Below are 19,325 nucleotides of genomic sequence, written 5' to 3'. Positions count from 1 at the left end.
CTTCTAGCGTCGGCATACCGACTGGTCGGTGTCCAAAGGAGGTCACTGGGTGAGCTGGTACGAGGACAAGCCGTGGCTCGCGAGCTACGACGAACGGATGAAAGCCGCCGGGCCGGTCGAGGCGACCACGCTGCCGGAGACGTTCCGGCGGAGCGTCGAACGCGCACCGGGCAACACCGCCATCGCGTACTTCGACGCCGCACTGTCCTATCAGGACGTCGACGAGCTTTCCGACGGCATCGCAAGGCATCTGCGCGCGTCCGGTTTCGGGCACGGTGACCGGCTCGCGATCGTGCTGCAGAACATCCCGCAGTTCGTCCTCGCCCTGTTCGGCGCCTGGAAGGCGGGCGGCATCGTCGTCCCGGTCAATCCCATGTACCGCGCGGCCGAGCTGACCCACGTACTGACCGACGCACACGTGAAGGCGGTCGTGTGCTCGCAGGGCGCGTGGAACCGCTACCTCGCCGAGGTCGTCCCGGGCACCCCGGTGGAAATCGCGCTGACCACGAGCGAACTCGAATTCCAGACCCGCGACGATCCGCGCGTGCTCGGCAAGGTGAAGCGCGAGCCGACGCCCGGCGCCGACGACCTGCTGGCGGTCGCCCGCGCGAGCACCGGCCCGCGCCCGCCCGACCCCGGCTTCGCCCTCGACGACGTCGCGCTGATCAGCTACACCTCCGGCACGAGCGGCAAACCGAAGGGCGCGACCAACACCCACGGCAATATCGGCACGAACGCCGCGACGCTGCGTGTGTTCAGCGGGCTGCCCGAGGGTAAGACGCTGTTCGCGCTCGCGCCGCTGTTCCACATCACCGGCATGGTCTGCGAACTCGCGTCGGCGATCGACATCGCCGGAACGCTGTCGCTGGCCTACCGGTTCGAACCCGGCGTCGTGCTTGACGCGTTCCTGGAACACAAGCCGGTTTACACGGTCGGCCCGTCGACGGCGTACATGGCGCTGATGGCGCATCCCGGCGTCACCCGTGAGCATTTCGCGTCGTTCCGGCTGCTCTATTCCGGCGGCGCCGCGCTGCCGCCCGCGATCGTCGAGGAATTCCGGGAGAAGTTCGGGCACTACATCCACAACGGTTACGGCCTCACCGAGACGACCGCGGGCTGCGTCACCGTGCCAGGCTCCCTCGAAGCGCCGATCGACCCGGAGTCGGGGACGATCTCGATCGGCCTGCCCGTGCCGGGCGCACTCGTGCGCATCCTCGACGACGAGTACCGCGAGCTGCCGTTCGGGCAGGCGGGGGAGATCGCGGTCGAAGGCCCGATGGTCGTGTCCGGGTACTGGAACCAGCCCGAAGCGACGGAAACCGCGCTGCCCGGTGGAATGCTGCTGACCGGCGACATCGGGTTCATGGACGAACGCGGCTGGGTCTACGTCGTGGACCGCAAGAAGGACATGATCAACGCCTCCGGGTTCAAGGTGTGGCCCCGCGAGGTCGAGGACGTCCTCTACACGCATCCCGCCGTGCGCGAAGCCGCCGTCGTCGGCGTGCCGGACGCCTATCGCGGGGAAAGCGTGAAGGCCTACGTCAGCGCGACACCCGGGGTGACCGCCGATCCGCGGGAACTCGTGGCCTACTGCAAGGAACGGCTCGCGGCGTTCAAATACCCGCGGACGATCGAAGTACTCGGCGAACTGCCGAAAACCGTGAGCGGCAAGATCCTCCGCCGCGAACTGCGGGCGAGGGGGTAGCGCCGATGGCCGTCGTCGAGACCGTGCGCGGGCCGGTGGACGCTGGTGCGCTGGGCCGGGTGCTCATGCACGAGCACCTGTTCGTGCTGAGCCCCGAATTCATGGCGAACTACCCCGAGCACGGCGGTTTCCACGAAGAGGAACACGTTGCCGAAGCGATCCGGCGGCTTCGGGAACTGAAAGCGGCGGGGATCGACACGATCGTGGATCCCACCGTCATCGGACTGGGCCGCTACATCCCGCGCGTACAACGCGTGGCCGCCGAGGTCGACCTCTCGATCGTGGTCGCGACCGGGCTCTACACCTACAACGACGTCCCGCACTACCTGCGCCTCCGCGGGCCGGGGACGATGTTCGACGGGGACGAACCGCTCGTCGGGATGTTCACCGGGGACATCAGGAACGGCATCGCGGACACCGGTGTCAAGGCGGGAATCCTCAAATGCGCCACCGACGAGCCCGGCCTGACGCCGGGCGTGGAACGGGTCCTGCGCGCGGTGGCCATGGCACACCTCGAAACCGGGGTGCCGATCATGACCCACACGCACGCGGGGACCCGGCGTGGCCTGGACCAGCAGGACGTCTTCGCGTCCGAGGGCGTCGATCTGCGCCGGGTGCTGATCGGCCATTCCGGCGACAGTACGGATCTGGACTACCTGAAGGCGCTCGCCGATCGCGGGTCGCTGCTCGGCATGGACCGCTTCGGGCTCGACCAGCTGCTGTCCTTCGAAGAACGGGTCGCGACCGTCGCGGCGATGTGCGCACACGGCTACGCGAGCAGCATGGTGCTCTCGCACGACGCGTCCTGCTACATCGACTGGGTCGACTACGACAAGATCCCGTCGCTGGCGCCGAACTGGCATTTCCTGCACATCGTCAAGGACGTCCTGCCCGCGTTGCGCGAGCGTGGCGTGCCGGAGGAGGACATCACCACGATGCTGGTCGACACCCCGAGGCGCTTCCTCGGCGGTGGGTGACCGGGCGGGGGACCGACCAGCCGGTATGCTGATCGTCCCAGTACCACGAAGGGGGTCGGGCCGTGACCAGAGCGACTGCCCGCAAAACGGGCGACGCGGCCGGAACACCGGGCGAAGACCAGGCCGCGGTGCCCCGGCGGCTGCTCCAGCACGCCACGAAACTGTTCGCCAAGAAGGGCTTCGACCGCACGTCGGTGCAGGAGATCGTCGAGGCGGCCGGCGTCACCAAGGGGGCGATGTACCACTACTTCGGCTCCAAGGACGACCTGCTCTACGAGATCTACGCCCGCGTGCTGCGCGAGCAGACGAAACAGCTCGAAGGCGTCGCCTCCAGCGACGCGCCCCTGCGTGAACGCCTGGCCGCCGCCGCTTCGGACGTCGTCGTGAGCAGCATCGACAACCTGGACGACAACACGATCTTCCTGCAGTCGATGCACCAGCTCAGCGCCGAGAAACAGAAGGCGGTGCGGGCCGAGCGGCGCAAGTACCACGAGCGGTTCCGCTCGATGATCGAGGAGGGACAGGCGTCCGGCGAGTTCCGCTCGGACAAGCCCGCCGACGTGATCGTCGACTTCTTCTTCGGCTCGGTGCACCACCTCGGTTCGTGGTACCGGCGCGGCGGTTCGCTGTCGGCCCGGCAGATCGGCGACCACTACGCCGACCTCCTCCTCGACGCCATCCGGCCGCCCGGTCGTTCCTGAACGGGCCCCGGTGCCGGGCCGGGGTGTGTACGAGTCGTAACTCCGTGGCCCGATCAGGGAATAGACGGTGTTCGTACGCTTACCGCATGGAACCGAAGACCGCTTCCCCGTGCGCCAGGGCCCTGTCCGCGGCCCTGCGCGGCGTCCGCCTGGACCTCGAGGTCGCACCGGACCGGCTGGCGGCCATGCTCGGCATCGCGCCGTCGGCACTGGCCGCCTGGGAACGGGGAACCGAGGTGCCGAGCCCGGAACAGGTCGTGCGGCTGCTCGGCGCGCTCGAGGTCACCGGCCGGCGCTACGAACAGACCCTGCGGCTGGCGCGGCACGCGGGGGAGACCGACTGGCTGGCGACCCTGGCCGGACGGCTGCCGCTGGCACAGCGGACCGCGCTCGGCTACGAGCGGGCCGCGGAGCGGGTCACCGCGTGGTCGCTGATGGTCCTGCCGGAACTGCTCCAGACCGCCGAATACGCCCGCGAACTGTGGACCAAGACCGTGATCGGCCCGGAGGAGATCGACACCCGGCTCGTGCTCAGCCTCGGCAGGCAGGAGGTCCTCACCCGGCCCGACCCGGTGAAACTGCTCGCCCTCATCAGCGAACACGCCCTCGAAATCCGCGTCGGCGACGCCGAGGCGATGACGCGGCAGTGCGACCACCTGCTGGCGCTGAGCGAACTCGACAACGTCGTGCTACGGATCGTGCCCACCGGGACCGGTTTCCACGGGGGCATGCACGGGAACTACGTGCGGTACGAGTTCGACGGGTTCTCCCCGGCGATCTTCCTGGAAAACCATTTCGTGCGGACGTTCATGCACGATTCCGAAGGCGTCCGGCTCTACCAGGATCTGTCCCGGCAGCTGCTCGCGAATTCGTTGTCCGAAAAGGAATCCCGCGTGCGGCTCCAAGAGCTGAAGGGGACTTTCCGTGCGTGAGACGAGCTGAAGGGGGGGGGGGTGGGGTGGGCTGGGGTGTGGAAGGGAGAGGGTCGGAGACCCGCGGGGGGCGCCGCGCGGAGCGCACACCTCCTTTGTCGGTTTATTTCGGTGTTGTGTCACGGCGTCTGGGGATCTGCCACACCCGTCTCTGCCCCCAACCCCCCATTCAGCTCACGCGGGCAGGTCGACCAGCTGGGCGAGCCGGGCCCGGTGCCGGGCGGGGGTGCCGAGCGCGAGTTCGTCGGCCTTGGCGCGCTTGAGGTACAGATGCGCCGGGTGTTCCCACGTCATGCCGATCCCGCCGTGTAGCTGGACGGCCTCCTCGACCGCGTGCACCGCGATCGGGGCGCCCGAGGCCTGGGCGACGGCGACCGCGACCGGGACGTCCTCGCTGCCGGTGGCGAGCGCGTCGGCCGCGTAGCGCGCGGCGGCCCTGGCGTTCACCAGATCGGTGTACAGATCGGCCAGCCGGTGTTTCAGCGACTGGAAGGAACCCACCGGACGGCCGAACTGGTAACGCGTCTTGAGGTACTCCGCGGTCTCCGTCAGCGCCCATTCGGTGATGCCGAGCTGTTCCGACGCGAGCAGTCCCGCCGCCGTGGTCAGCGCGTACGTCAACGCCGCCGGAGCGTGGGCGTCGGAAGCCACGACCCGCGCGGGCGCGTTGTCCAGGACGACGTCGGCGACGCGCCGCGTCAGATCCAGCGACACCAGCTCCGTCACCGAAACACCCGAGGACGCCGCTTCGACCGCGTAGAGCCCCGGTCCGTCCGGCCCGATGGCCGGGACCACGAGCAGTTCCGCGGCCGACGCGTCCGCCACCTTGCCGACCCGGCCGCTCAGCGACCCGTCGGCGTTCACCGTGACGGCGGAAGGGAATTCCGCGTCCGGGGCGGTGGTCAGCGGCACGGCCAGCGCACCGATCAGGTCACCGGCCGCGAGGCGGGGGAGCAGCTCGGCGACCACGGCGTCCGTCGTGTCCGCGCCGAGCAGCGCCGACGTCGCGAGCACGACACTGCCCAGGAACGGCACCGGTGCCACCGACCGGCCGAGTTCCTCCAGCACCACCGCGACCTCCCGCGCCGACGCACCGTGCCCGCCCAGTTCCTCCGGTACCGCGAGCCCGGCGGCGCCGAGGTCCGCGGCGAGGGTGCGCCACAGCTTCAGGTCGTACGGTTCGGCCGTCTCGGCCCGCTTCAGCACCGCCGCCGGGGACGCCTGGTCGGTGAGCAGATCCCGCACGCTCGCCCGCAGGTCCTCCTCGACCTCGGAATAGAGCAGATCCGGCTCTGCTGATGCGGTAGTAAGTACCTCGTCGGGCTCTGCTGATGCGCTCTCGGCGGTAGTAAGTACCTCGGGCTCGCGCGCCTCGCTCATCGGGGAAGGTCCTTCCAGGCGACGTCCTTGTCCACACGCGGTTCCGACGGCATGCCGAGGACACGTTCGGAGATGATGTTGCGCAGCACCTCCGAGGTGCCGCCCTCGATCGAGTTGCCCTTCGCCCGCAGATAGCGGTATCCGGGGCTGCGGCGGGTGAAGTCGACCGACTCCGAACGCCGGAACGTCCAGTCGTCGTAGGTCAGTCCGTCCTCGCCGAGCAGTTCGATCTCCAGCCCGGACACCGCCTGGTTCAGCTCGGAGAACGCGACCTTCATCGCCGAACCCTCCGGCCCCGGCGCCCCCGAGGCGAGCTGCTGCCGCAGCCGGGTCCCGGCCAGCCGCAGCGTTTCCGCCTCCACCCACAGCTTCACCAGCCGGTCCTGAAGCTCCGGCGTGCGCAGTTCGGGACGTTCCCGCCAGGTCTTCACGACCGGGGCGATCATCCCGCCCTCACGCGGATACACCGTGCCGCCGATCGCGACCCGCTCGTTCATCAGCGTGGTCTGCGCGACCTTCCAGCCCTCGCCGACGGCGCCGATCCGCTGCGCGTCCGGGATCCGCACCTGGGTGAGGAAAACCTCGTTGAACTCCGCCTCGCCGGTGATCTGGCGCAGCGGCCGGACCTCGACGCCCGGCGCGGTCATGTCGCACAGGAAGTACGTCATGCCCTGGTGCTTCGGGATGTCCGGGTCGGTGCGGGTGACCAGGATGGCCCAGCGTGCCATATGCGCGCCGGAGGTCCACACCTTCTGGCCCGTCACGACCCAGTCGTCGCCGTCCCGCACCGCCCTGGTACCCAGCGCCGCGAGATCGGATCCCGCGCCCGGCTCGCTGAACAGCTGGCACCAGATCTCCTCGCCGGTCCACAGTGGACGGAGGTAGCGGGAGCGCTGGTCCGGCGTGCCGAAGGCGAGGATGGTCGGCGCGGCCATGCCGAGCCCGATGACGTTCTTGCGCGGGTCGTTGTCCGGCGCGCCCGCCGCGGCGAACTCTTCGTCCACAACGGACTGCAGTGCCCGCGCCGCGCCGAGCCCGCCGAGGCCCTCGGGGAAGTGGACCCAGGCGAGCCCGGCGTCGAACCGCGCCCGCAGGAACTCCAGCCGTTCCATGGTCGAAAAGTCATGTGCGGCAAGGAAATCCGCGACCCGCCCGCGCAGGTTGTCAGCGGTGATCGTGCTCATCGAGCCTCCGTCCGGTACTTCTTCAGCTCACGCCGCGCCAGCGAGCGCTTGTGCACCTCGTCCGGGCCGTCGGCCAGCCGCAGCGTGCGCACCCCGGCCCACATCTCGGCGAGCCCGAAGTCCTGGCTGACCCCGCCCGCGCCGTGTGCCTGGATCGCCTTGTCGACGATCCACTCGACGGTGATCGGCGTGGAGATCTTGATCGCCTGGATCTCGGTGTGCGCGCCCTGGTTGCCCACGGTGTCCATCAGCCACGCGGTCTTGAGCACCAGCAGCCGCTGCTGCTCGATGCGCACCCGCGACTCGGCGATCCAGTCCTGCACCACGCCCTGCTCGGCGATCGGCTTGCCGAACGCCTCCCGCGACATCGTGCGGCGGCACATCATCTCCAGCGCGCGCTCGGCCATCCCGATCGCCCGCATGCAGTGGTGGATCCGGCCGGGGCCGAGCCGTGCCTGCGCGATGGCGAACCCGGCGCCCTCCGCGGCGATCAGGTTCTCGGCGGGCACGCGGACGTCGTCGAACAGGACCTCGGCGTGGCCGCCGTGATCGCCGTCGGTGTAGCCGAACACGTGCATACCGCGCTTGATCGTCAGGCCCGGCGTGTCACGCGGGACCAGGATCATGCTCTGCTGCTGATGCGGGGCGGCGTCCGGATCGGTCTTGCCCATCACGATGAAGATCCTGCAGTTCGGGTTCATCGCGCCGGAGATGTACCATTTGCGGCCGTTGATGACGTACTCGTCGCCATCGCGGCGGATGCTGGTGGAGATGTTGCGCGCGTCCGAGGAGGCGACGTCGGGCTCGGTCATCGCGAACGCCGACCGGATCTCGCCCTCCAGCAACGGTTCCAGCCACTGCTTCTTCTGCTCGTCCGAGCCGAACATGGAGAGCACCTCCATGTTCCCGGTGTCCGGCGCGGCGCAGTTCAGCGCGGTGGGCGCCAGCCGGATGCTGCGGCCGGTGATCTCCGCGAGCGGGGCGTACTGGAGGTTCGTCAGGCCCGCGCCATGGTCGCCGGGGAGGAAGAAGTTCCACAGGCCGCGTTCCCTGGCGGCCTTCTTGAGGTCCTCGACGATCGGGGCGGTGGCCCAGGGGTCGGTGGCGGCCGCGAGCTGCTCTTCGAAGACCGGCTCGGCGGGGTAGATGTGCGAGTCCATGAAGTCGAGGAGCTTGCCGCGCAGTTCCTCGGTCTTGGCGTCAAAGGCGAAATCCACGCTACTTCTCCTCTTTGAGAATCTCGTTGCCGTGCGTGATCAGCGGAACGACGGCGCCGCCGACGTTCTCGAATCCCGCTCCGACGGTCTTGCCCTGGCTGAACCGGAAGTAGATGCCTTCGAGGATCACCGCCAGTTTGAAGAACGCGAACCCGACGTACCAGTTGAGCGCGGACACGTCCCGCCCGGACCGCTCGGCGTACCGCGCGACCACCTCGTCCGAGGTCGGATACCCGGGTGCCGCGCTCGCGGTGGACACGAACCGCGCCGACGCCTTGTCCCGCTCGGCGTAGGCCACCAGCAGCGCGAGGTCGGTCAGCGGGTCGCCGAGGGTGGACATCTCCCAGTCCAGCACGGCGGTGATGCGGTCCTCGCCGTCGACCAGCACGTTGTCCAGCCGGTAGTCGCCGTGGATGATCGACGGCTTCCCCGACGCGGGCAGCGATGCCGCCAGCCGGTCGTGCAGCAGGTCGAAGCCTTCGAGATCCCGGCTGCGGGAGCCGTCCAGCTGCTTCTTCCACCGCCGCAGCTGCCGCTCCAGAAACCCTTCCGGGCGCCCGAAATCGCCGAGCCCGACCGGCTCCGGGTCGACCGCGTGCAGGTCGACGAGCGTGTCGACCAGCGCGTCGGCGATCTTCCGCGTGCGCTCGGGTCCGAGCGCGGTCAGTTCGGCCTCGGACCGGTACGGCGTGCCCTCGACGAACTCCATGACGTAGAACCGCGCGCCGAGCACGTCGGGGTCCTCGCACAGCAGCACCGTTTCCGGCACCGGGACGGCGGTGCCGTGCAGGCCCGAGATCACCCGGAACTCGCGGGCCATGTCGTGCGCGGTGGGCAGCACGTGGCCGAGCGGCGGGCGGCGGACCACCCAGCGCGACCGGCCGTCGCTCACCACGTAGGTGAGGTTCGACCGGCCGCCCGCGACGACGTCGGCGCCCAGCTCCCCGGTGACCAGCCCCGGCCGGTGCTCGTCCAGGTGGGCACGCAGCGCGCCCAGGTCAAGACCCGGTGGGTCGGTCCGGCTCATCCGGTCTCCTCGTTGCTCGGTGGTCGACGTCCGCCGTCAGGGTACCGACCAGTCGGTATGTCGTACAGTGCTGGTCGGAAACCCCGCCCCGGCCTGGGCTTTCACGGCCGGGTTTCAGGCGATGAGCCGCGCGACCATTTCGGCGACGCACGCGGGCTTCGGCTCGCCGTCGATCTCGATGGTCCACCGCACCACGCCCTGCTTGCCACCGGGCACGTCGGTGACCTCGACCAGCTCGGCCCCGGCCCGGATCTTCGCGCCGACCTTGACCGGCTGGGGGAACCGCACCTTGTTGAGGCCGTAGTTGATGCCCATCCTGATCCCGTGGACCCGGTAGATCTTGCCGACGAAACCCGAGATCAGCGACAGGGTCAGGAAGCCGTGCGCGATCGTCGTGCCGAACGGGCCCGCGGCGGCCTTCTCGGCGTCCACGTGGATCCACTGGTGATCGTCGGTGGCGTCGGCGAACAGGTCCACCCGCTCCTGGGTGATCGTCAGCCAGTCGCTGTACCCGAGGTGCTCGCCGACCGCCCCGGCGAACTCGTCGAGGGAAGAGAACTCGCGCATCGTCGTTCCTCCCTCAGTCCGTCGGGCCGCCGGCCACGTAGACGACCTGCCCGGAGATGAACCCGGCGCCGTCGCTGACCAGGAACGAGGCGAGGTTCGCGATGTCGTCCGGGGTACCCACCCGCTGCACGGGGATCTGCGACGCGGCCGCGGCCTTGAAGTCCTCGAAGGACATGCCGAGCCGTTCCGCGGTCGCGGCGGTCATGTCGGTGGCGATGAACCCGGGGGCGATCGCGTTCGCGGTCACGCCGAACTTGCCCAGCTCGATAGCCAGTGTCTTGGTGAAGCCCTGCATCCCCGCCTTGGCCGCGGAGTAGTTGACCTGGCCGCGGTTGCCCAGCGCCGACGTGCTCGACAGGTTGACGATGCGGCCCCACTTCTCCTGCGTCTGGTACTTCTGCACCGCGCGGGTCATCAGGAACGAGCCGCGCAGGTGCACGTTCAGCACCGAGTCCCAGTCCTGCTCGGTCATCTTGAACAGCAGGTTGTCCCGGGTGATGCCGGCGTTGTTGATCAGCACGGTCGGCGCGCCGAGCTCCTCGGCGACCCGGGTGACGGCGGCGTCGACCTGTTCGGCGTCGCTGACGTCGAGCGTGACACCGACGGCCTTGCCGCCGCCGGCGACGATCGCCTCGGCGCCCGCCTTGACCCCGGCCTCGTCGAGGTCGAGCAGGCCGACGGCGAACCCGTCGGCGGCCAGGCGCTTGGCGACCGCGGCGCCGATGCCGCGGCCTGCGCCCGTCACGATGGCGACACGGGAGGGGGACTCGCTCACGGGTGAACTCCTCGTCGTTGAGAAAGCGGGGGCTGCTGATCCTCAACATAACCGATGAATAAGCGCTCAGTCACCCGGTGTGCCCCAGGATTCGACCTCTTGCCTGCCGGCGGTGTCCGGGGGGCGAAAACCGGCGGGCGGGGCACCGGGCTGGTGCGCGACGGTGGCGGCGATGTGGCAGAACGCCCGGACGAGGGGCCGATGGTCGCCGCGACGGCGTGCGACGACAGCCTTGCTGGCGCCGCCTTCCAGGAGGTCGATGAACAGCAGCGGGGTGCCCGGCAGCGGGTGGTGCCGGCGCGCGACGTCCGCGCAGGTGGCGACCACGTCCGGATGCTGCAACAGGGTGTAGGCGACTTCCAGGACCGACCACGCCTCGGTGAGGAAGAGCGGGGGCGGCTCGCCGTTGCGGTATTCGTTGAGCTGCCAGTAGTCGTTGACCTCCGGCGCGGTGCCGGCGGGGTTGGCGGACAGGATGGGCAGTGGCAGTACCTCTTCGATGGTCACGCTGCTCGTTCTGGCGAGCCGATGGTGCTCGTGGACGACCAGCACGCGGCGTTCCTCGTACAGCACGGTCCAGGCGTGTCGTTGCGGGTGCAGCGGCAGCCGGGTGAACGCCACGTCCACCTCGTCCTCGAGCAGCGCGGAATACGCCCGGCCGACCGGGAGTTCCGCGCGGAAGTTCAGCCGGACGTCCGGAAACGCCTTCGCGAACGCGGACAGGATCGGCTGGGTCACCGCGCCGGCGGCGCCGTAGATCATGCCCACCCGCAGCGAGCCACTGGCGCCACCGGCCAGGTCGCGGGCGACGAGCAGGCCGTCGGCCACCGCCGCCATCGCGCGGCGGGCCGGTTCGAGCATGGCGTGGCCCGCGGGCGTGAGCCGGACCCCGCCGGGCAGGCGCTCGAACAGGGGACCGCCGACATCCCGTTCCAGGGCACGGATCTGCTGGCTCAGCCCGGGCTGGCTGACGTGCAGCCGGGCGGCCGCGCGGGTGAAACCGCCCTCCTCGGCGACGGCCAGGAAGTAACGCAGGCGACGCAACTCCACCACGACCACCCTCCGCACCACCGCGCCGGCCGGCGTGTCGAGTCTAGCGCCCGGGTCGCGCGCATAACGTCGACCTATCGGCCGATTGTGATTGCGACTTGGACGAAGCGACCCGGCCGCGAGGATACTGAAACCCGGACCGCTCCGGTGCGAATTCGCGGAGCGGAGCCGTGGAAAGGGGGTGCTTTCCCGAACGGCTTTTCCCGAAGTTCTGGAACGCGATTTCGGGACCGGTTTCCCCGGTTCCCCCGAATTCGGCACAGGTTCGGCAACCTCTGGCGGAGAAAAACATGATGACCAAATCACGTCGGGTACTGACCGTCGTGGCGGCACTCGTGCTCGCGGGCAGTGGCGTCGTCGCCGCGCCGGCATCGGCCACCACGCAGACGCCGGCGACCGTACAAGCCGTTTGCGCGAACAACGACTGGTGTTCGTTCAGCTGGGGACGCATCACGGTGGGGGACTGCGCCATGGAGCGCGCGAAATGGACCCTCAGACGGGACGGCAGCGCGTCCTTCGAGGCGGCGATAGTCAGCAGTGACACCAATGACGCGTGGCTGATGTGGGTGGACACCCTGGATGATTCCAGCATCATCCTGGCTCCGGTGCATCATGGCGGTGACACCAAATTCGTCGAAGGCACCATCAAGAACCAGTGGCACTGGTGGTTCGCCAGCGGGAACTTCAACGCGGGGATCTTCGACCGGATCAACAGCATGCGCATGCGAAGCCACTGCTGACTTTTGCCCTGGCCCGGGTTCCCGGCACGCGGTCTCCGCGCTGGGTAGAGTGATCACGTCCCCGTCGCGGTGTTCCAGGAGGCCAGGTGCTCGACATTCAGGAGATTTCCGACCGGCTGGAGATCCAGGATCTGCTGGTGGCCTACGCGACCGCGATCGACACCCGGGATTTCGGCGCGCTGGACCGGATTTTCACCGACGACGCGCGGATCGACTACACGGCGTTCGGCGGCATCGAGGGCGACCGTGCCGAGGTCAAGGAATGGCTCGCGCGGAGCCTGGCGATGCTGCCCGCGTTCCAGCATCTGATCGCCAACCCGGACATCCGCGTCGATGGCGACCGGGCGACGGGCCGGGTGATGTGCCTGAACCCGCTCGCGCTGCCGGTCGGGGACGGCGATCCGCGGATCGCGCTGCTGGGCATGTGGTACCTCGACGAGTACGTCCGCACCCCGGAGGGCTGGCGGATCTCCCGCCGCAGCGAGGAACGCAGCTGGGCACAGGGCTTGGGCGGCGTCTCGAACGCGTCCTAGGAGACGGTGATTCGCCGCGACGAGGGCGTCCTTCGGTGCGCGTCGGGCCGATGTGACCGCGAACGAGAGTTCTGTGCGAGGATGACGGTCATGACGACCAGAAAGGGCAATGCCGCGTAGGCGCCCCGCGCGACTGCGCGCCGATTCTCCGATCCGGCGCGGACAAGGACAACCGCCGATCCGGCAGGTGTCCCGGGTTTCCGCCTCGACGCGACAAGCGATCGTGGTTCTGGAGCGTGCCCGGCTGCGGCCCGGCGCGATCGCCGAAGCACTCGCGGGCTGGGCCCGGTTCGTGCGCGGTCCGGTACGCGCACTCGACGATTACACGCCCGAAGACTGCACGTGTCCTGGCTGCCGATGGGACGACCCGGTGGTGCGGCGGGAAGCACTGCGGTTGGCACTGTTCGCGTTGCCCGCCAAGGCCTCGCGCGAGTTACGCGCCCTCGTCGAGCCGCTCGACGAGGTCTATCTGTCCCGTTCGATCCCCCAGCCGGAGATGGCGTACCTCCGCACTCTGCTGACGGAAAAACCGCTGGGGGATCATTTCCGGCCGTGGGCGGCGGACACGTTCACGTGCGCGCTCGATCTCGTGGGTACCGGCTGGCTGCTCGCCGTGCTGGGGACAGCCGCGGGGAGAGGCGGTTGTACGCCTCCTACCTCACCCCGGCCCTGCGCGACATGCTCGCCGCCCTGCTCTTGCTCACCACCGGCGAGCGGAGCGTACGGGTGTCCTGGGACGGCGAGCCGATCGAGTACCGCTGGCTGAACACCACCGATCCCAGCGGTCACGCGCACGTACGTGTCCTGGCGGTCGACTGGGCGCGCCCACTCGGATTGCCGGGCAACGACGGGCACGAGCTCCTGGCCGCGGACCTGCCGCTACACGAGCTCGTCCGCACGGTGGCCGGCGCGGCACGGGCGCTGCTCACCCGGTTCGGCGAGGACGAGTACGCCGAACGCTGGGCGCGCGGCCCCTTCCCCGCCGATGAGCTGCTCGCCCTCGAACGGTGGTTGCGCGGATCACTCGACCGGGCGCGGAACGGAGGTGTAGCCATCCGGTGACGGGGTAATCGGGGCGCGAGGTCAGCCCGCGGCCGCGTCGGCCGCGGTGATGGGAAAGGAGCCTCGATGAACGACAAGATGGAGAACAAGGGCGAGGAGCTCAAGGGCAAGGCCAAGGAGGCGCTCGGCAACGCCACCGGCAACGAGCAGTGGCAGGGCGAGGGCAAGGCGGAGCAGGCCAAGGGCGCGGTCAAGCAGGCCGCGGAAAAGGCCAAGGACGCCATCAAGGGCCTGAAGGACTGACCGGCCGCGGCGTGCGGCCGTACCCGCGCTCGGTTAGGTTCGGTGCGTGCGTTTCGCCCTTGTCCTCGGACTGACCGCGGCGGCGGTCACGGCCGCGTTGGCGGCGGCGCTGGTTTCGCCGTGGTGGTGCTTCGCGGCCGTGCCGCTGGCCGCGCTGACCGCGGTCGGCTGGTACGACCTGACGCAGCGGCGGCACGCGGTGCTGCGCAACTATCCGCTGCTCGGTCATCTCCGGTATCTGCTGGAGGCGATCCGGCCGGAGGTCCAGCAGTATTTCGTCGAGCGCAACACCGACGGCAGGCCGTTCGACCGTGACGTGCGCAGCATCGTCTACGAACGGGCGAAGGCCACCGAGGACGAATCGCCGTTCGGCACCGAGCGCGACGTCTACGCCTACGGGTACGAGTCGTTCGCGCATTCGATGACTCCCGTCGAACCCGCCCCGGAGCCACCCCGGGTGCGGATCGGCGGCCCCGCCTGCCGGAAGCCCTACGACATGGCGTTGCTCAACGTTTCCGCGATGAGCTTCGGATCGCTGTCCTCGCACGCGATCCTGGCGCTCAACGCCGGCGCGGCGAAAGGCGGTTTCGCCCATGACACCGGCGAAGGCGGGCTTTCCGAGTATCACCTCCGGCCCGGCGGTGACCTGGTGTGGGAGATCGGCACCGGGTACTTCGGCTGCCGCACGCGCGACGGGGGCTTCGACGCCGCCGAGTTCGCCGACAAGTCCGCTGTGGACAGTGTGCGTTGCGTGTCGCTGAAACTGTCCCAGGGCGCCAAACCCGGCATCGGGGGAGTCCTGCCCGGCGGCAAGGTCAACGCCGAAATCGCCAGGGTGCGGGAGGTTCCCCAGGGCAGGACCGTGGTTTCGCCGCCGTACCACCGGGTTTTCTCGACTCCGCGCGAGCTGGTGCTGTTCATCGCCAGGATGCGTGAGCTCGCGGGCGGGAAACCGGCGGGTTTCAAGCTCTGCGTGGGCTCGCGGAGGCAGTTCCTGGCGGTGTGCAAGGCGATGCTCGCCGAGGACGTCACCCCGGACTTCATCCTCGTCGACGGTGCCGAGGGCGGCACGGGCGCCGCGCCGCTCGAGTTCTCCGACCACATCGGGGCGCCGCTGACCGACGGGCTGATGACCGTCCACAACGCACTCGTGGGCGCCGGGCTGCGGGACCGGATCCGCATCGGCGCGGCGGGCAAGGTCGCCACCGGCGGCGACATCGTCAAGCGGCTCATCCAGGGCGCGGACTACACCAACGCCGCGCGCGCCATGATGTTCGCGGTCGGCTGCATCCAGTCGCAGCGGTGCCACACCAACCACTGCCCGGTCGGGGTCGCGACGCAGGACGCGCGCCGGGCGCGGGCGCTCGACGTCGGGGACAAGACGGAGCGGGTCTACCGCTTCCAGCGGGCGACCGTGCGGTCGGCCCAGCAGATCATGGCCTCGATGGGGGTGGCCGATCCCGCGCGGCTGAACACGCACCTGCTGCGCAAACGGCTCGACGCGACGACCGTGCGCTCCTACGCCGAGTTGTACGAATGGCTGGAGCCGGGTGTCCTCACCGCGGATCCGCCCGCCACCTGGGCGGAGGACTGGCACGCGGCGGATCCGGACACCTTCGGCTGACCCCACCGCGTCCGGCCCGGGTTTCGTTTTCCGCTCTGTCCGGCCGCTGACCAGGGACGACATGGTTTCGTCCGGGGTGCTGTGCGGCGGTCGGCGCGGGAACAGAATTGCGTTCCGGGCAGGCCGGCCCAGACCCCGCCGGCCTACTGCCCCCGGCGGAGTGGGCTCCGAGCGGGTCGCTGCCGGTGCTCGGGGTCCGCTCTGGAAGGGCGCACGGGCTCAGGTGCCGGTTCCGCCGGCCGCGACCTTCGACGGGTGCGTCGCGAGCGGGGTGACCAGGGGCGCAGGGGAACGGACGGGTGCCACCAGCGCGAGCAACGCCAGCAGCTCGGTCAGGGCCATCCCGCGTTCGACCAGCCCGAGCGGGATCAGCAGCCACCAGCGCGCGCCCGTTCCCGCCGCGACCGCGATCGCGCCGAGGATGATCCCGAACCAGCCGAGCGACGAGACGGCGAGCAGCCGCGCGAGCAGGCGGCGTCGCGGTGCGGCGGGGAAGGCGGCGCGGGCCGCGAAGAGCACCGCGAGTGGCAGGCACACGAAGGTCACGACGCTGGCGAACCGGTGCACAGTGCCGCTCGCGCTCGGCCCGATCGCCCAGTCGTTCTTGGGGAACGCCACGATCACCACGAGCCCGATCGTCCACAGTGTACCGAACACCGCCGTGGCCGCCGGGAGCGCGCCGCGCAGGCGGAGCGTGGCGAACCCGGCCACCGAGCCGAGCGCGATCAGGCCGACGGCGACGTCGAAGACCCACTTGGCCTCGCTCAGCGCGTACTCGCTGATGGTGCGCCGAGTCGCGCTGATCGCGTCGGTCGGCGGGACGAGCTGCAGCGTGAGGATCAGCGTCGCGCCGGCGGCCACCGCCACCAGGCAGGCGAGCCAGGTCATCGAGGAACGCCGCGTCAAGGTCATGATCCGACTCTAACGAGCCGAAGCTGAGACACCGGTGAACCGCGCACGCCCCCGACTTCCGGCGGTACCTCGCGCCGTTTCGCGCCGTTAGTGTCGATCGCCGCCGGCGCGTCCGAAGCGCCGGTTTCTCCTGGTAGGAGGTCATAAGCTGTGGGGAATTCACCAAGACGAAGACTAGTGATGCTGACGTCGGCGACCGTGCTCGCGGGTGCCGTCGTCGCGCTTCCGGCCGCCACCGCGCACGCCGCGGAGAACGTCGTCCGCGCCGACCGTTCGGTGCCGCGGTCCTGTTTCGCCGCGCCGGTGCCGAAGGGCACCGCCGGCACCGACCGCCGCGAACTGACATCCACCGTGGACGGTCTGATCCAGGCGAGGCTGGCGCCCTCGCCGGGCCCGGAAGGGGACTGGGACCTCGCGGTGTTCGACAAGGCGACGGGTGCCGTCGTGGCCGCCTCGGCGGCGCTGCGCACCCACGAACTCGCCGAGAGTTTCGTGAAGAAGGGCCAAGAACTCGTCGTGCAGGCCTGCCGCTACGGCGGGAACGCGCGGGAGGCGGTGCTGGGCGTCGACTTCCTCGCCCTCACCCCGCAGGGCACGCCGACGGGCACGGCGGCGGCACCGCAGCGCGCCGAGCTCGTCCGGGTCGAAACCCCGGCGAAGACGGACAAGGACAAGCTGCTGAGGCTCGGCCTCGACGTCACGGAGAAGGCCGACGCCACCGGCGTCGAGGTCGTCCTCGCCAACGACACGGACCGCAAGACCTTGGCGGACAGCGGGTTCAAGTCCAGTGTGATCCAGCCCGATCTGTCCGCGAAGTCGGTGCAGAACGCGAAAACCGACCGCGACTACGCGGCGAAGACACCCGGCTCGGCGCTCCCGTCGGGCCGCACGAGCTACCGGCACCTCTACGACTACGAGTACGAGATCAAGGAGCTGGCGCGCAAGAACCCCGCGCTCGTCTCGGCGTTCACCCTGCCGGAGCCGACCTGGGAAGGCCGCGACGTCGTCGGTATGGAGATCGCGACCGACGTGCGGAACCTCGCGGACGGCAAGCCGGTCGACTTCACCATGGGCGTGCACCACGCGCGGGAATGGCCCGCCGGTGAGCACGCGATGGAATGGGCGTACGAGCTGATCAACGGCTACCAGCGCGATCCGGCGATCCGCGGGCTGGTCGGCAGGACCCGGAACATCGTCGTCCCGATCATCAACCCGGACGGCTTCGAGATCTCCCGCGAGGCCGAGCCGAAGGGCGATTTCACCCGCTTCGACTACGAGATGAAGCGCAAGAACTGCAACGTCGCCGACTCGCCGAAGGAGTTCGCGACCGGCGTGTGCAAGGCGAACCCGGGCGGCCGCGAGCGCGGTACCGACCCGAACCGCAACTACGCCGGTTTCTGGGGCGGCAACGGCGCGTCGACGTTGTGGCGCAGTGACACCTTCCGTGGTGCGGGCCCGTTCTCCGAGCCGGAGACGCGGAACGTGCGCTCGATCGTGTCGAGCCGTCAGGTCACGAACCTGCTGACGCTGCACACCTACTCGAACCTCGTCCTGCGCGTGCCCGGCGTCGCCGACGTCCGTGCCCCGCTGGACGAACCCGCCTACAAGGCGCTCGGCGACCAGATGGCGTCACGCAATCAGTACAAGAGCGAACCGTCGTGGGCGTTGTACGACACCACCGGCAGCACCGAGGACTGGTCGTACTGGGCCACCGGTGGCTGGGGCTTCACGTTCGAAATCGGCGGGACCGAGTTCCACCCGCCCTACGCCGACGGTGTCGTCGCCGAGTACGCGGGCCTGAAGCCCGCGCCGGGCGCCGGGCACGGCGGCAACCGGCAGGCGTTCCTGGACATGCTGGCCAACACCGCCGACCCGGCGGCGCACTCGACGCTGATCGGCTCGGCGCCGCGGGGTTACCAGCTCAAGCTGCACAAGACGTTCCAGACGCCGACGTCGCCGGTCCTGCAGCCGGACGGTTCGACGAAGCCCCCGATCTACGTCACCGACAAGCTGGACTCGTCGCTGACCACGACCGGCGGCCGGTTCGCGTGGTCGGTCAACCCGTCGACGCGGCCCTACGTCGCGGGCCGCTACGGCCGTGACCCGCAGGGCCCGCCGCAGGCCGGATTCGCGGTGGCCAACCCGCCCGGCGTGCCCGCGGTGAACAAGAAGTACCCGGCCGATGCGACGTCGGAGAGCTTCACCTTCCACGTCGACGGCCTGCCGAAGGCCGACAACGGGAAGTTCAGCGTCGACGTGGCGTGGAAGAGCCCGAACACCGACTGGGACCTCTACGTCTACGACGCCGCGGGCAACCTCGTGACGTCGTCGGCGAACGGCGGGACCACGTCGGAGCACGCGGTGCTGTTCGACCCGCCCGCCGGGGACTACAAGGCGGTGCTGGTGAACTACGCGCAGGCGGACCCGGCCGTGGCCGACGACTGGACGGGCGGCGTCTCGTTCGCGTCGCCGGTTCCGCCGACGTACGGGCCGAAGGAGGCGTACCAGCTGACGTGTACCTCGCCGCGAGGGCAGCTCGTCGGCGTGGCGGACGTGTACGCCGACCGAGGCCAGACCGTCGACGTCGGTGAGGTCTGCACCCGTTCGGCGGCCGCGGCGAAGGAGCGCGGAGTCCGGTAACGGCTGTCCTTTGTGGATTGTGATGCCGTGAAGGGGGCCTTCACAGCGTTGAGCGC

General features: G+C 69.7%; 18 protein-coding genes. 10 read left to right on the top strand and 8 right to left on the bottom strand.

Annotated features, from left to right (window positions below; translation table 11 throughout):
- Nucleotides 1-49 precede the first annotated feature (49 nt).
- From ACFWY9_RS12780 to ACFWY9_RS12765, 4 genes are all read left to right on the top strand, one after another.
- Complete coding sequence (locus tag ACFWY9_RS12780; protein WP_378338915.1) at nt 50-1,705, top strand: AMP-binding protein; 1,656 nt, start codon at nt 50-52, stop codon at nt 1,703-1,705.
- A gap of 5 nt (nt 1,706-1,710) precedes the next feature.
- A complete protein-coding gene (locus ACFWY9_RS12775) occupies nt 1,711-2,682 on the top strand; it encodes a phosphotriesterase (RefSeq protein WP_378326100.1) in 972 nt (323 codons plus the stop codon).
- 62 nt (nt 2,683-2,744) lie between these two features.
- A complete protein-coding gene (locus ACFWY9_RS12770; protein ID WP_378326099.1) occupies nt 2,745-3,383 on the top strand; it encodes a TetR/AcrR family transcriptional regulator in 639 nt (212 codons plus the stop codon).
- Nucleotides 3,384-3,469: 86 nt separating this feature from the next.
- On the top strand, nt 3,470-4,315 hold the full coding sequence (locus ACFWY9_RS12765) for a helix-turn-helix domain-containing protein (RefSeq protein ID WP_378326098.1): 846 nt from the start codon (nt 3,470-3,472) through the stop codon (nt 4,313-4,315).
- A 174-nt stretch (nt 4,316-4,489) separates the two neighbouring features.
- Here ACFWY9_RS12765 and ACFWY9_RS12760 read toward each other — a convergent pair whose 3' ends face one another.
- From ACFWY9_RS12760 to ACFWY9_RS12730, 7 genes are all read right to left on the bottom strand, one after another.
- Entirely contained in the window at nt 4,490-5,695 is a 1,206-nt protein-coding gene (locus tag ACFWY9_RS12760; protein WP_378338914.1) for an acyl-CoA dehydrogenase family protein, read from the bottom strand.
- Complete coding sequence (locus tag ACFWY9_RS12755) at nt 5,692-6,879, bottom strand: acyl-CoA dehydrogenase family protein (protein ID WP_378326096.1); 1,188 nt, start codon at nt 6,877-6,879, stop codon at nt 5,692-5,694. The genes ACFWY9_RS12760 and ACFWY9_RS12755 overlap by 4 nt, the downstream gene beginning before the upstream one ends.
- On the bottom strand, nt 6,876-8,096 hold the full coding sequence (locus ACFWY9_RS12750; protein ID WP_378326094.1) for an acyl-CoA dehydrogenase family protein: 1,221 nt from the start codon (nt 8,094-8,096) through the stop codon (nt 6,876-6,878). Before ACFWY9_RS12750 ends, ACFWY9_RS12755 begins: the two co-directional genes overlap by 4 nt.
- Nucleotide 8,097: 1 nt before the next feature.
- Entirely contained in the window at nt 8,098-9,123 is a 1,026-nt protein-coding gene (locus ACFWY9_RS12745; protein ID WP_378326093.1) for a phosphotransferase family protein, read from the bottom strand.
- Between the two features lie 114 nt (nt 9,124-9,237).
- Entirely contained in the window at nt 9,238-9,690 is a 453-nt protein-coding gene (locus tag ACFWY9_RS12740) for a MaoC family dehydratase (protein ID WP_378326091.1), read from the bottom strand.
- A gap of 13 nt (nt 9,691-9,703) precedes the next feature.
- The gene (fabG, locus tag ACFWY9_RS12735) at nt 9,704-10,465 is read right to left on the bottom strand and encodes a 3-oxoacyl-ACP reductase FabG (protein ID WP_378326089.1); all 762 of its coding nucleotides are present in this window, start codon (nt 10,463-10,465) and stop codon (nt 9,704-9,706) included.
- A gap of 66 nt (nt 10,466-10,531) precedes the next feature.
- On the bottom strand, nt 10,532-11,518 hold the full coding sequence (locus ACFWY9_RS12730; protein ID WP_378326088.1) for a LysR family transcriptional regulator: 987 nt from the start codon (nt 11,516-11,518) through the stop codon (nt 10,532-10,534).
- Nucleotides 11,519-11,805: 287 nt separating this feature from the next.
- On the opposite strand from ACFWY9_RS12730, the gene ACFWY9_RS12725 reads away from it, so the two are divergent.
- The 5 genes from ACFWY9_RS12725 (at nt 11,806) to ACFWY9_RS12705 (ending at nt 15,717) form a co-directional block, all read left to right on the top strand.
- Nucleotides 11,806-12,255 (top strand): DUF6294 family protein, encoded by a 450-nt coding sequence (locus ACFWY9_RS12725; RefSeq protein ID WP_378326087.1) that lies wholly within the window; start codon nt 11,806-11,808, stop codon nt 12,253-12,255.
- A gap of 86 nt (nt 12,256-12,341) precedes the next feature.
- Entirely contained in the window at nt 12,342-12,788 is a 447-nt protein-coding gene (locus ACFWY9_RS12720; protein WP_378326086.1) for a nuclear transport factor 2 family protein, read from the top strand.
- Nucleotides 12,789-13,430: 642 nt separating this feature from the next.
- On the top strand, nt 13,431-13,850 hold the full coding sequence (locus ACFWY9_RS12715) for a hypothetical protein (RefSeq protein WP_378338913.1): 420 nt from the start codon (nt 13,431-13,433) through the stop codon (nt 13,848-13,850).
- A gap of 66 nt (nt 13,851-13,916) precedes the next feature.
- Entirely contained in the window at nt 13,917-14,093 is a 177-nt protein-coding gene (locus ACFWY9_RS12710; protein WP_378326084.1) for a CsbD family protein, read from the top strand.
- Between the two features lie 46 nt (nt 14,094-14,139).
- Entirely contained in the window at nt 14,140-15,717 is a 1,578-nt protein-coding gene (locus tag ACFWY9_RS12705) for an FMN-binding glutamate synthase family protein (protein ID WP_378338912.1), read from the top strand.
- 219 nt (nt 15,718-15,936) lie between these two features.
- Here ACFWY9_RS12705 and ACFWY9_RS12700 read toward each other — a convergent pair whose 3' ends face one another.
- Nucleotides 15,937-16,629, bottom strand: coding sequence for a DUF998 domain-containing protein (locus ACFWY9_RS12700; RefSeq protein WP_378338911.1), 693 nt, complete (start codon nt 16,627-16,629; stop codon nt 15,937-15,939).
- 180 nt (nt 16,630-16,809) lie between these two features.
- Here ACFWY9_RS12700 and ACFWY9_RS12695 point away from each other — a divergent pair, with 180 nt between their 5' ends.
- On the top strand, nt 16,810-19,269 hold the full coding sequence (locus tag ACFWY9_RS12695) for a M14 family zinc carboxypeptidase (RefSeq protein ID WP_378326080.1): 2,460 nt from the start codon (nt 16,810-16,812) through the stop codon (nt 19,267-19,269).
- Nucleotides 19,270-19,325: the final 56 nt, after the last annotated feature.

The sequence above is a fragment of the Amycolatopsis sp. NPDC059027 genome, from assembly GCF_042739735.1.
Classification (GTDB): Bacteria; Actinomycetota; Actinomycetes; order Mycobacteriales; family Pseudonocardiaceae; genus Amycolatopsis.
The sequence above is the reverse complement of the archived record's forward strand: the minus strand, read 5'-3'. Positions and strand labels throughout refer to the sequence as shown.